Origin of the sequence: Pectinatus sottacetonis, assembly GCF_015732155.1 — a bacterium.
In the GTDB taxonomy this organism is placed as follows: domain Bacteria; phylum Bacillota; class Negativicutes; order Selenomonadales; family Selenomonadaceae; genus Pectinatus; species Pectinatus sottacetonis.
In genome coordinates, this window is the sequence record NZ_WIQK01000001.1 from 1,708,754 (window position 1) to 1,722,473 (window position 13,720).

At 36.4% G+C, this 13,720-nt stretch carries 9 protein-coding genes; 8 read left to right on the forward strand and 1 reads right to left on the reverse strand.

Features of this window, described 5'->3' with window-relative positions:
• Positions 1 to 15 precede the first annotated feature (15 nt).
• Positions 16 to 1,725: a phosphoethanolamine transferase gene (locus tag I6760_RS07965; RefSeq protein ID WP_196593944.1), complete on the reverse strand. Its 1,710-nt coding sequence runs from the start codon at positions 1,723 to 1,725 to the stop codon at positions 16 to 18.
• Between the two features lie 564 nt (positions 1,726 to 2,289).
• Here I6760_RS07965 and I6760_RS07970 point away from each other — a divergent pair.
• From I6760_RS07970 to meaB, 8 genes are all read left to right on the forward strand, one after another.
• Complete coding sequence (locus tag I6760_RS07970) at positions 2,290 to 4,944, forward strand: valine--tRNA ligase (RefSeq protein ID WP_196593945.1); 2,655 nt, start codon at positions 2,290 to 2,292, stop codon at positions 4,942 to 4,944.
• Between the two features lie 5 nt (positions 4,945 to 4,949).
• Complete coding sequence (locus I6760_RS07975; protein WP_196593946.1) at positions 4,950 to 6,248, forward strand: bifunctional folylpolyglutamate synthase/dihydrofolate synthase; 1,299 nt, start codon at positions 4,950 to 4,952, stop codon at positions 6,246 to 6,248.
• A gap of 146 nt (positions 6,249 to 6,394) precedes the next feature.
• The gene (locus I6760_RS07980; RefSeq protein ID WP_196593947.1) at positions 6,395 to 7,696 is read left to right on the forward strand and encodes an O-antigen ligase family protein; all 1,302 of its coding nucleotides are present in this window, start codon (positions 6,395 to 6,397) and stop codon (positions 7,694 to 7,696) included.
• Positions 7,697 to 7,884: 188 nt separating this feature from the next.
• Positions 7,885 to 8,511, forward strand: coding sequence for a redox-sensing transcriptional repressor Rex (locus tag I6760_RS07985; protein ID WP_196593948.1), 627 nt, complete (start codon positions 7,885 to 7,887; stop codon positions 8,509 to 8,511).
• A gap of 298 nt (positions 8,512 to 8,809) precedes the next feature.
• Positions 8,810 to 10,312, forward strand: coding sequence for an acetyl-CoA hydrolase/transferase family protein (locus I6760_RS07990; protein WP_196593949.1), 1,503 nt, complete (start codon positions 8,810 to 8,812; stop codon positions 10,310 to 10,312).
• A 109-nt stretch (positions 10,313 to 10,421) separates the two neighbouring features.
• Positions 10,422 to 12,074 carry an acyl-CoA mutase large subunit family protein gene (locus I6760_RS07995; protein WP_196593950.1) on the forward strand — a complete coding sequence of 551 codons (1,653 nt, stop codon included), beginning with the start codon at positions 10,422 to 10,424 and terminating at the stop codon, positions 12,072 to 12,074.
• Positions 12,075 to 12,194: 120 nt separating this feature from the next.
• Positions 12,195 to 12,587 carry a cobalamin B12-binding domain-containing protein gene (locus I6760_RS08000; protein WP_196594810.1) on the forward strand — a complete coding sequence of 131 codons (393 nt, stop codon included), beginning with the start codon at positions 12,195 to 12,197 and terminating at the stop codon, positions 12,585 to 12,587.
• A 185-nt stretch (positions 12,588 to 12,772) separates the two neighbouring features.
• Entirely contained in the window at positions 12,773 to 13,714 is a 942-nt protein-coding gene (gene meaB, locus I6760_RS08005) for a methylmalonyl Co-A mutase-associated GTPase MeaB (RefSeq protein WP_196593951.1), read from the forward strand.
• The last annotated feature ends 6 nt before the right edge of the window (positions 13,715 to 13,720 follow it).

The window sequence follows — 13,720 nt, forward strand, 5'->3', positions numbered from 1 at the left end:
TTTGTATATAAGTCGTTAACGGGCTGGTTCAAATCTTATAGTAGTATCATAGTTGCGGCCTTGGACCATACGCAGACGAAGTGCATCAAAAGCTGGATTGATAATACTTTTCGATGGAACATATTCTTTTGTTTTGATATCGGCAATATTAAGTACGGTGTGAATCATATCATCAGTCATATAGGGACGGTTAACAGATTGTTCTATAGCTGTCCATTTTTGTGGATAAGTCTGTTTAAATTTGTTCGATGCCCAAATTATCATAGGAACTTCCAGCATATAATGGTTAGGATTTTCCTCTACGTGACCAGCAAAATTACTACCATCATCGTAGACAGTTTCGCCATGATCAGGAAGATAAATTACGATGGCATTTAGTTTTTTAAATCTATCAATTATACTGCTGACAATATAATCATTGTAATAAAGAGCATTTGTATATTGGGCCAGAACTATCTTTTTTTCATCGGAAACATTTTTATGGATGTCATTTTTATTGAATTTGGAAAATACATAGGGGAAACGCTTATAATATAGACTATGGCCGCCCATTAAATGAAGCACATAGAAATTTTTTGGTGCGGAATGGAGCATCGCCTTATCCAGTAAGGGAAATAAAGCACTGTCGAACTTTGTAGCTGCCTCATGAGAATCACGCATGGTAGTAAATTCATGTATATTACTGTGATTAGCATACAATAAAGCCACATTTCCCCATACTCCGGAGCTTTCCTGATTGGAAAGCCAGTATGTTTTATAGCCAGCAGCTTTCATCACATCTATGAGATTATTATATTTGTACCATGGTTTTTTAGATTCATAATCGCAAAAAGTGAATAAATCGCGTAAAACAGCTACAGTTGTAGAATGGGGACTTATGCAGTCGGTGAATACAGCAATATTATTTTCTTTTTTCATGGCATCAAGATTAGGGGTGTTAGGGAGATAATAGCCGTAAAGATGCATGTGGTTACGATTTGTTGCTTCTCCCAGGATAAAAACAATATTGGGGATAGTACTGTTATTTTGTACGATATCATTTGTGAAGGTAAATTCCTGATTGAGTTTTTTATATGTTTCCATATTGGAAACAGCAGTTTGTGCTGCTGCGTATACTCTTACAATAGGGATATCAAGCAGATTACTCTTAATGAAAGAATGATAGGAAAAGATGATAACTGCTCCTGAAATGAGGCCTGCGGAGAAGATTCCCCATAATGTGCAGTTGTGCTTTGAGCGGGGAGAAATAAGGAAATTCTTGTAAAATATATTCTTTTTCAATAAGAAGGCAATAATAAAGAATAGAAGTATATATATTATCCAGCTCCAGCCAACATACATTTTGAAAAATTCATTTGCTTCGCGGGAATTGGTCTCCAGCATGGCAGTCACGATACCAGGACCTACTACAGCATTATAATTATAGATAGAAAAAATTTCTCCCAGGCATAAAAAACTGCTTATATAAAAAAAGGCATTGGAAAATAGTTTTTTTATGGCGGGCAGCGGAATAGCTTCGAGCAATAGTGTAAGTAATAAAGTTCCAGCCAATAATAAAATGCCATCAAGGAGCATCACCATATATTGTTTGATCTGCCATAAAGACCAGGCAATAGAAAGATAGTTAAAGACAAATACACCTATGATAAAACCTGTGTTTTTTTTGAGGGCATAGCGAATAAGTGATTCAAAGTTAGAAGGAATATGTATACTTTTATATACCATGTTTTGCTCCGTATAAGTATGTTAATGTAAAACTTTACAAAATATTAAAATTTCTCTAATATTATAACATAATAGTTACAAAGGATAAATAAGAAAAAAATAAATAAAAAGCATAGTTATAATAAGAGGATTGAAGGGAATATTGTTTTTTTTTTGATTTTATGATAATATAATGGCGGTAAAACATACTGATGATAATAGCGATGAAGAAGAGGGCACGGACGGAACGGTACAGAGAAAAATCTCCTAGTATGACTGCACTGACTTAAGTGATTATAAATGTGGATGTATTATGATGTTAACAATTAATCGGGGCAAAATAATATATTATTTTGCATTTTTAAGTTATAGCCATGACTGCTTAGCTGAAAGAGATTTACGTAGAAGTTTGTTGTTGTAGCTTTAGAGCTTTTGTAGTGAAAATAGTAGCTGCAGACGTTAACACGGCGTTAAGTGTTTAAGCTTTGTATGCGTATATAATACAAAGAAATTTAGGTGGTACCACGGAAGTATACTCTTTCGTCCTATGAGGGACGAAAGAGTTTTTTATTTAGGAGGTATAAGATGCAGGATGTTAGTATTCCAAAGGTCTACGACCCGCAGAGCTTTGAAAAAAAATGGTACAAATTTTGGGAAGATAATAAATTATTTCATGCTGAAGTAGAAAAAGATAAAAAACCTTATAGTATAGTAATACCACCACCAAATGTAACGGGACAGCTGCATATGGGACATGCCATGGATAACACTATCCAGGATATTCTGATTAGATTTCACCGGATGCAGGGATATAATACATTATGGATGCCAGGCTGTGATCATGCAGGAATCGCTACACAGGCAAAGGTGGATGCAGCACTAAGAGAAAAAGGAACATCCCGGCATGAAATAGGCAGGAAAAAATTTGTTCAAAAAGCATGGGAATGGAAAGAAAAGTTTGGCAATCGAATTATGTATCAACTGCGTTCTCTGGGATCTTCATGTGACTGGGACAGGGAACGTTTCACGATGGACGAAGGTTGTTCCAAGGCTGTTCGGGAAGTTTTTGTTAAGTTATATGAGGAGGGCCTAATTTACCAGGGAACACGAATTACGAACTGGTGTCCGCACTGTAATACGGCTTTGAGTGATATAGAGGTGGAACATAAGAATGAAATGGGACATTTGTATCATATCCGTTACCAGATAGAAGGCACGGATAAATACATTGAAATTGCCACGACCCGTCCTGAGACCATGTTTGGTGATACCGGGGTTGCAGTTCATCCTGATGATGAGCGTTATAAGAACTTAGTAGGCAGCGTGCTGATACTACCGTTGGTAAATCGTCATATTCCATTATTTGCTGACAGCTATGTTGACCCTGATTTTGGGACAGGAGCAGTAAAAGTTACACCGGCGCATGATCCCAATGACTTTGAAATGGGTCAAAGGCACAGTTTGGAACAAATCCTTGTAATAAACAGCGATGGAACAATGGCACAGAATACGGGAAAATATGCGGGGATGGATCGGTATGAATGCCGTAAGAAACTCATAAGTGATTTACGAGAACAAGGATATCTGCTGGGAATTGAAGAACATGAACATGCAGTGGGGCATTGTTCACGGTGTGATACTACAGTTGAACCAATGGTTTCCAAACAATGGTTTGTGAAAATGGAATCACTGGCGAAACCGGCAATTGAAGCAGTAAAAAGTGGTAAAATTAAATTTGTACCGGAACGGTTTACCAAAATTTACTGTAACTGGTTAGAAAATATTCGGGACTGGTGCATATCACGTCAATTATGGTGGGGGCATCAGATCCCGGCATGGTATTGTCAGGATTGCGGAGAAACTATTGTTTCTCGCGAAAATGATATCAGTATTTGCCCAAAATGCGGCGGCCATAATTTAAAGCGCGATGAAGATGTCCTGGACACATGGTTTAGTTCTGCTTTATGGCCATTTGAAACAATGGGCTGGCCAGAACAGACAGAAGAATTGAAACAGTTTTATCCAACTAGTGTTTTGGTTACCGGTTATGATATTATTTTCTTCTGGGTTGCCAGAATGGTAATGATGGGATTGAAATTCGGTGGTGATATTCCTTTTAAACATGTTTTTATTCATGGATTAGTCCGCGATTCACAAGGACGTAAAATGAGTAAATCCCTGGGTAACGGAATAGATCCCGTGGAAGTAGTTGAAAAATATGGAGCCGATACTTTACGGTTTATGCTGATAACAGGTAATACTCCGGGCAATGATATGCGTTTTTATTGGGAAAGAGTAGAAAGCGCTCGTAATTTTGCCAATAAATTGTGGAATGCATCACGGTTTATGCTGATGAATTTAGAAGAATATGATAAAGGATTTATTCCCGATGATGCTGAATATACATTAGCTGATAAATGGATTTTAAGTTGTTATGCTCATACAGCAGAATCAGTAACAGGAAATTTGGAAAAATTTGAGTTGGGAGAAGCAGCAAGATCTCTTTATGAATTTATCTGGAATGAATTTTGTGACTGGTATATAGAATTAAGCAAGGCACGGCTGTATGATAAGGAAAATCCGTCAAGAAAAGTAGCACAATATGTGTTAAGCTATGTATTAGAGCATACTTTGCGGTTACTGCATCCGTTTATGCCATTTATCACAGAGGAAATCTGGCAGCATATTCCCCATGAGGGAAAGAGTATAATGGAAAGCAGTTGGCCAGAATATGAGGCAGATAGAATTGATGACAGTTCAGAAAAAAATATGACAGCTGTAATGGAAACCATAAAAGTAATCCGCAATATGAGGGCAGAAGTTAATGCAGCCCCCGGCAAAAAAAGTGAAGTGATACTCAATTTCAGTGATGAAAAAACACAAGCGATTTTTATTGCCAATAAGGAATATTTAACAGTACTGGCAGCCGCTCAACCAATTACCGTATGGAAGAATGGCAGTGCCAAACCAGAAAATGCTATGACAGCTGTAGCAGAGGGAATTGAAATATATTTACCATTGGCTGGACTTATTAATGTTGATAAAGAAATGGGACGGCTCAACAAAGAAAAAACAAAATTGGACAAGGAAATAGAACGATTGGCTAAAAAGCTTTCAAATAAAAGCTTTTTGGCCAAAGCTCCAGCCGAAATAGTAGAAAAAGAAAGGGAGAAGCAAAAAAGCTATATGGATAAAAGGACATCTGTTAATGACCGATTATCTTATTTAGCGGATTTGTAAAAAAAATGAATTATCAAGAAACATTAGACTATCTCGAAGAATTGAATAAATTCGGGACTAAGATGGGGCTCAATAGAATTAAAAGATTACTGGAACTTCTCGATGAGCCGCAGCTCAAGTACAAAACTATTCATGTTACAGGGACTAATGGCAAAGGTTCTGTTTGTGCGATGATAAGTGAAATTCTCAGACAGTCAGGAATAAAGACGGGATTATATACTTCACCACATCTATATTCATATACGGAACGTATGCAAATAAATGGTGTAGCTGTATCAGAGGCAGTTTTTGCTAATAGTATTAGTGTTGTAAAGACTTTTGCTGATCAGATGGTAAGTGAAGGTATGGAATCACCAACACAATTTGAAGTTTTAACTGCTGCCGCATTTTTCTGTTTTGCGGTCAATAATGTCGACTATGCTGTTATTGAAGTGGGCTTAGGTGGACTGCTGGATTCTACTAATGTAATTATACCGGAAGTATCAGTAATAACAAATGTGGCTTTTGAGCATGCTGCTCTTTGCGGAGGAACATTAGAAGGAATTGCTCACCATAAAGCAGGAATAATAAAGGATGGTGTTCCTGTTGTTACTGATGCTAAGGGAATGACATTGGATATATTGCATGATGAAGCTGTGAAAAAGAATACGGATTTATTTATTGAAGATGTTGATTTTCAAGCAAAATTTATTCAGCATGACAACTATGAACAGGAAATTTTATTTACTTCAAAGCTTCTTGGTGTATCAACAGAGTTTTCACTTGATTTATTAGGTGAGCATCAAGTTAGAAACAGTGCACTGGCAGTGATGACAGCATATTTACTGGCTGGAGATGAACAGCGTATTACTGATGGAAGCATTAAAATAGCATTAGAAAACGTCAAGTGGCCAGGAAGATTTGAATGTATTGATGTCAAACAAAAAAAGATAGTTATTGACGGGGCTCATAATCCGGCAGGGATGTCTATGCTGCGCCAGAATCTTGATAAATATTTTCCCGAAGAACAAAGAATATTTGTATTGGGAATATTAAAAGATAAGGATATAAAAGTTATGTTGAAAACTTTACTGCGTCCGCAGGATATAGTAATAGCGACAACACCAGATTCACAGCGCAGTGCTGCCCCTGAGGATTGGGCAGAAATGATTGATGTAAAATATGTGCAGGTGGAAAAAGATAGACGGCAGGCATTGACTAAAGCTATGGGAATGACACAAAGTGGAAGTGTTTTATGCTTGACGGGTTCACTTTATCTTATTGGGGAATTAAGGCACGTTCTTTTATATGAAATCAAAAAATGAATAACAATTAATAATAGGATTTATATAGTTATATTGTTATTCATTGAAATAGTTAAAACAGTGAATAGATAAAATTATAATTTATGGGCAGAATATGCTGAAGCGGTCATATTAACTTGGAATATTTTGTTTTACTTAGGGGATATATGAATATATTTAGAAGAAAAAAATATATACGCGATTCACAGACGATGATGTTTTATTCTTTATTGGCAACAATATTTTTTCTGCCGTTTAGTAATATAGCAGCAACTTGTACTTTAATAGCAGGTTGGATTTTTTATATATTGAAGGCACATTTTGATGGACGGTGGGGATGGAAAAAAACTTTTATGGACATACCATTGGCAGTTTTTGTTATCATGGGTTTTTTATCTATTATCAATTCCCCACAAAAAGCGTTTAGTTTTTATAATTATATCCATCTAGTGGCTAAATATGTTTTGTTATATTATTTGACAATTCAAAGTATAAATGATGAAAAACAAATAAAAAAAATTTTTGTTGTGGTGGCAGCGGCTGCTTTAATAGTTATATTGTATGGTTTTATGCAATATATAGTTGGAATCAATACTGCTGGAATGGGCTGGACAGATAAACAGGCTTTCCCAGGTGTGACAATGCGTATATATTCTACATGGCATAATCCTAACTTATTGGCTGGGTATCTGGACATGATATTAGCATTGCTTTTTGGCGTTTTTATTATTTGGAAAAACAAAAAAGCTAGGAAGATTATAGCAGTATTATTTATTATGGCGGCAATATGTATGGGGATGACATATGCTCGTGGGGCTTGTTTTAGTATAGCGGCAGCGGTAGCTGTTTATGGGATTTTTTATGATAGGAAAATACTTTTACCATTTGTTATTTTCATAGCGGTTGTTCTTTATATTGATACAACATTGTTTTATCGGCTGCTTTCTGTGTTCATGTCTATGGATACATCTTCAGAATTGCGGATAGCATTATGGGAAAGTACTATAGCAATGATTCTGGATCATCCTTTTTTGGGAATAGGATGGGGCGCATATTATTTTGTATATCCTACATATGATTTTTATATGCAAGGACATTTTATCAAGATCGTTCACGCGCATAATATGTATTTAAATATTATGGCAGAAATAGGGATTATAGGCTTTCTAGGCTATATGACCTGCTTTTTTAGTGCAATGTGGTACTCTCTGCGGAATTTCAAGTATCTGGCCTCGTCATTTTTAGGCGGCAGTTTGTTAGGGTGTGGACTGGCACTTATGTCGCTGGCTTTTAATGGCCTTACGGATTATGTGTTGTTCAACACAGATTTATCCATGTTTTTTTGGTTTACTATAGGAATTATAGTTGTGATAATGGGTAGCCCACAAATGCAGGCAATAAAAAATAAACTCGCGATGCAGCATGTGGGGCTCACGTCACTACCAGATTTTCCTTATGAAAAATATTAATAAAGTATATAAGGGCAATAAATAATATATAGTTTTATAGTGATATATTAATATGCTGCTTTAATAAATTTTCTTGATTTTGTGGCTTAAGCAGCATATTTATTTAAGCTGCAGAAATAATGAAAATTATTTATTGCTTTTTAATTATATAGATACCTTAAATTAATGAGGAAGAAGGCGAAGTATAAGTGAAAGGTATATCTAAAGCAACTATAGACAGGCTACCATTGTACTTTCGTGCATTGAGAATGGCACAGGATGAAGGACTGGATGTTATGTCTTCTGAAGAACTGGGGCGCAGATTGGAAATAACACCAGAACAGATAAGAAAAGATTTGGCTTCATTTGGGCAGTTTGGGAAAAAAGGCGTCGGTTATTATGTAAATGAGTTAAAAAGAAGTATAAGTAATATTTTAGGGTTAGATAACCACTGGAACATGGCAATAATTGGGATTGGGCATTTAGGGTCTGCGCTTGCTAACCATCAAAGTTTTATTTCCCTGGGCTTTAATTTAGTAGCATTATTTGATCAGGATCCGACTATTGTGGGGCAGACAGTTAATCATGTTAAAGTGGAAGATATTTCCATAATGGAGGAAAAGATAAAGGAACTCAATATTCATATTGGAATTATCACCGTTCCGGGGCAGTTTGCACAGGAAATAGCTGATAGGTTGGTCAAAGCAAAAATAAGGGGAATTTGGAATTTTGCTCCTATTAGGATGAAAGTTCCTGATACAATGCACATTGTAAATGAAGATTTATCAATAGGCCTTTCATGTTTGTCATATCATATAACGCGTAAGCCACGTTGATTTTTGATTTATAGAGAAGCCGAGAATGTTATGGCATAAAATTCTCACTAACACAAATATTTGAACATTGTTTTTTTATTAAACAACTTGACGCGTTTATTATCTGGTGGTATGCTAACAGATGTAGAGGTATGGCTGTTTTTGTTGTGCAAACTACTATAAATATAGTGAATCATTACTATTAAGTTTAATTATAGTTAGTACATATAAAACATCATATTATGTATGCATTTGTGAACATAGTTTATTAATGCACAAAACAAAATTTAGTTTTTGATTTATGGGGAGGAGAATATTAATGGTTGACATTCTCGATCGTGTACGCAATAAGGAATTGCGCTCAAAGATCGTTAGTGCCGAAGAAGCTGCTGCTTACATTAAGCCCGGAATGAATGTAGCTACTAGCGGTTTCACATCGGCAGGTTATACGAAAGCAGTTACAACAGCTTTAGCTAAACGTATGGAAAAGGATCCTTTTAAAATTAATTTATGGACTGGCGCTTCTACAGGGCAGGAAGAAGATGGCGTTTTAGCCAAGGTAAATGGTATTGATGTACGTATGCCTTACCAGACAGATAAAGAACTAAGAAATCGTATCAACAGCGGTGATGTTGATTATGTGGATATGCACTTAAGTGAATCTGCCCAATTTGCCCGTTATGGATATATGGGTGGGGATATTGATGTAGCAGTGGTAGAAGCTTGTGCTATAACTGAAGAAGGTAATCTTATCCCAACAACTTCACTTGGCAATACAGCTTCTTTTGTGCAGCAGGCTGACGTTGTAATAGTTGAAATTAATGTAACTCAGCCGTTAGAGCTTGAAGGAATGCATGATGTTTATGTACCACTTGATCCACCACATCGTCTTCCGATTCCTATTGTAAGCTGCAGCGATCGTATAGGTACTACATATATACCGTGTAATCCCGCTAAAATAAAATATATTGTTCCTTGTGAAACGAAAGATCATACTCGTTCATTAGGTCAGATAGATGAAAATTCACAGAAAATGTCACAGCATATTATTGATTTCTTTGCTAAGGAAATAAAAGCTGATCGCATGCCTAAAAACTTACTACCACTGCAGTCAGGTGTTGGTAAGGTTGCTAATGCAGTTATACATGGTTTTGTTAAATCTGATTTGGAAAATTTATCAGTATATACTGAAGTAATCCAGGATGGTATGTTTGACTTAATTGATGCTGGAAAATTAACGATTGCCTCTGGTACAGCGCTAGCTCCTTCGCCGGAAGGCTTAGAACGTTTTTATAAAAATATAAAGGAATATAGAAAACATATAATATTCCGCCCGGAAGAAATATCAAATAGTCCTGAAGTTGCCCGCCGTTTAGGTGTTATTGCTATGAATACAGCTATTGAATGCGATATATATGGCAATGTAAATTCAACACATATTATGGGAACAAAGATGATGAATGGTATCGGTGGATCTGGTGACTTTGCCCGTAATGCATATCTTACAATTTTCTGCACAGCTTCAACAGCAAAAGATGGTAAAATATCTTCAATAGTTCCATTCTGTTCACATATCGATCACACAGAACATGATGTTGATGTTATAGTTACAGAACAGGGACTAGCTGATTTGCGGGGCTTAGCACCACGTAAACGGGCAAGAGAAATTATTGAAAAATGTGCACATCCTGATTTTAAGGCGGAACTTCTTGATTATTTTGAAAGAGCGGATGCAGCTACCAAGCATGCCCATACACCTCATTTGATTGATGAAGCGTTGTCGTGGCATAAAAGGTTTATAGATACAGGATCAATGAAGTAATATAATAATAGCTGAATGTAGGATATAATATAAAAACTAATAAATTAGTTTATAAATCGGATGTAGATATATAATAATCCGAATATAAAAGATCCAGGAGGAAAAAACTATGAGCAATGAAAAAGAAAAGATTCAAGCTGAATTAGACGCGTATAATGCCAGCGTAGAAAAAGCCGTTGCAAGATTTCCTGAAAGGGCAAATCTTCCTGAACAACGCCTTTATACTCCGCTTGACATTCAAGACACAGATTATGCCGATGATATTAGTTTTCCGGGAGTATACCCTTATACACGCGGTGTTCAACCAACTATGTATCGTGGCCGTTTTTGGACTATGCGTATGTATGCAGGTTTCTCTACGGCAGAAGAATCTAATAAGCGCTATCGTTATTTGATTGAATCAGGTGCATCAGGACTTTCCTGTGCTTTTGATTTACCTACTCAAATTGGTTATGATTCTGATGATTCTATTTCTGAAGGGGAAGTCGGAAAAGTCGGAGTTGCAATTGATTCTTTAGCAGATATGGAAATTTTGTTTGATCATATTGATTTGGGCAAGGTTTCTACATCGATGACAATAAATGCTCCAGCATCGGTATTATTGGCAATGTATATTGCTGTTGGCGAAAAGCAAGGTGTAAAACCAGAACAACTAAAGGGTACTATTCAAAATGATATTTTAAAAGAATATGCTGCTCGTGGTACTTATATTTTCCCGCCTCGTCCTTCGATGCGTCTTATTACTAATATATTCGAATATTGTTCTCAGAATGTACCGAAATGGAATACAATCTCTATCTCCGGTTATCATATTCGTGAAGCAGGTTCTACAGCTTCCCAGGAAATCGCGTTTACTATCAGTGATGGTATTGCTTATGTTGAAGCTGCTATTAAAGCTGGTCTTGATGTAGATGCCTTTGCTGGTCGTCTTTCATTCTTCTGGAATGCACATAACAATCTTTTAGAAGAAGTTGCTAAGTTCCGTGCATCACGCCGTATTTGGGCAAAAGTTATGAAGGAACGTTTCCATGCTAAAAAAGAAAAATCCATGAAACTTCGTTTTCATACACAGACTGCAGGCTCGATGCTCACTGCGCAGCAGCCGAATAATAATATTGTTCGTGTAGCTCTTCAGACTGCAGCAGCAGTAATGGGCGGAACTCAATCGTTGCATACGAATTCACGTGATGAAGCATTAGCCTTGCCAACAGAAGAATCTGTTATGGTGGCACTTCGTACACAGCAGATAGTTGCATATGAAAGTGGTTTAGCTGATGTTATTGATCCGCTTGCAGGATCTTATTATGTTGAAGCAATGACCAATAAGATTGAACAGGAAGCTTGGGATTATATCAACAAAATTGATGAAATGGGTGGAGCTGTTTCAGCAATTGAAAAAGGCTATATCCAAAAAGAAATTCAAGATAGTGCTTATAAATGGCAGATGGATGTAGAATCTGGTGCAAAAGTTATTGTTGGTGTAAATAAATTTCAAGTTGAAGAAAAACCTGTTGAAGGTCTTTTGCGGGTAGACTCTTCTGTTGGAGAAAAGCAAAAACAAAAACTTGCTGATATGAAAGCAAAACGTGATAATGAAGCGGTTAAAAAGGCACTTGTTGATTTAGAAGCTGCATGCAAGAACGAAAATGAAAACCTTATGCCTCATATTCTTAATGCTGTTAGAACTTATGCAACACTTGGTGAAATTTGTAATGTAATGCGTAAAGTATTTGGTGAATATGAAGCTCATACAAATTTATAATATTGGCGAAATCGCTAAATTATTAGCGTAATATTCGTTAGAGAATAAATTTTATTGAAATAGGATTCCTATACAAGATTTAGGAGTTTTAAAATACAGAGATTGTTGGAGGGACTAATGATGGAAAAACGTATCAGAGTATTAGTTGCAAAACCTGGTCTTGATGGTCACGATCGTGGAGCAAAAGTTGTAGCTCGTGCACTTCGTGATGCAGGTTTTGAAGTTATATATACCGGTCTTCGCCAAACACCGGAACAGATTGCTGAAGCGGCTTTACAGGAAGATGTTAATGTAATAGCTATGAGTATTTTATCAGGAGCACATCCGCATCTTTTCCCAAAAGTTGTTGAGCTTGTTCGTGAAAAGGGAATGGATGATGTACTTATCATAGGTGGTGGCGTTATCCCCGAAGGTGACATTCCTGCTCTCAAAAAGGCAGGTATAGCTGAAGTATTTACACCTGGTACTAAAACTGGTGACATTGTTAAGTTTATTAAAGAACACGTAAAATAAAATTATAGAGTCTTGCCCTCTTGCTACTGTTGAGAGGGCAAGATGTATATTTCAGAACTAAATCCGTTATAATATATATTTGTAAAAAAATAAATGGTTTGGTTGTGAATATAATTAATTGGTTTTCATATAAAATGAAAACTTCACCCTATAGAAACTTTATTTACAATGAAGGTGGTGTTTGCATGGATATAGTGGAAAAACTTTTAAATGGGTCGCGATTAGCTTTATCACGTACTATTACAGCAATAGAAAATGAGTATGATGAAGCATCATCCATAATGAGAAAACTTTATCCACATACAGGTCACGCCTTTGTCCTTGGAATCACCGGACCTCCTGGTGCCGGAAAATCAACTATGACAAATCAACTTGCAAAAGCATATCGTAATATAGGTAAAACTGTCGGAATAATTGCTGTGGATCCAACAAGTCCTTTTTCCGGTGGAGCAATCTTGGGCGACCGTATAAGAATGAACAGCCTCACATTAGATGAAGGCGTATTTATTCGCAGTATGGGAACGCGTGGCAGCTTAGGTGGGTTATCACATAAAACGGCAGATGCCGTCAAGGCACTTGATGCTTTTGGAAAAGATATTATTTTTGTTGAAACTGTAGGAGTAGGCCAATCAGAAGTAGATATTGTAAAAGCGGCTGATACAACTATGGTTGTACTTATACCAGGAATGGGTGACGATATCCAGGCAATAAAAGCTGGGATATTAGAAATTGGTGACGTGTTTGCTATTAATAAGGCTGACCATGATGGTGCGGATAAGCTACAGATGGAGCTTAATATGATGTTGGATCTCGATGCTGAGCAGAAAGACTGGCGTCCGCCTATCCAAAAAGTTGTTGCCAATCAGGGCGAAGGTATAAATGAACTTGTGGAACTTATTGATAAACATTATTCTTATATAAAAGAAAACGGAATAATGATCAAGAGACGTCATGAAAGAGCTAAAACTGAATTATTAGAATTGCTTCGGTCTTCTATTGGTGGATATATTACTAAGAATATTGTAAAGACAGGGCGATTAGATAATTACTTGAATGATATTGAATTACGTAAGAATGATCCATATACAGTAGTCCATGAATTAATGGATGAATTATTGAAAAAATAAAATAGA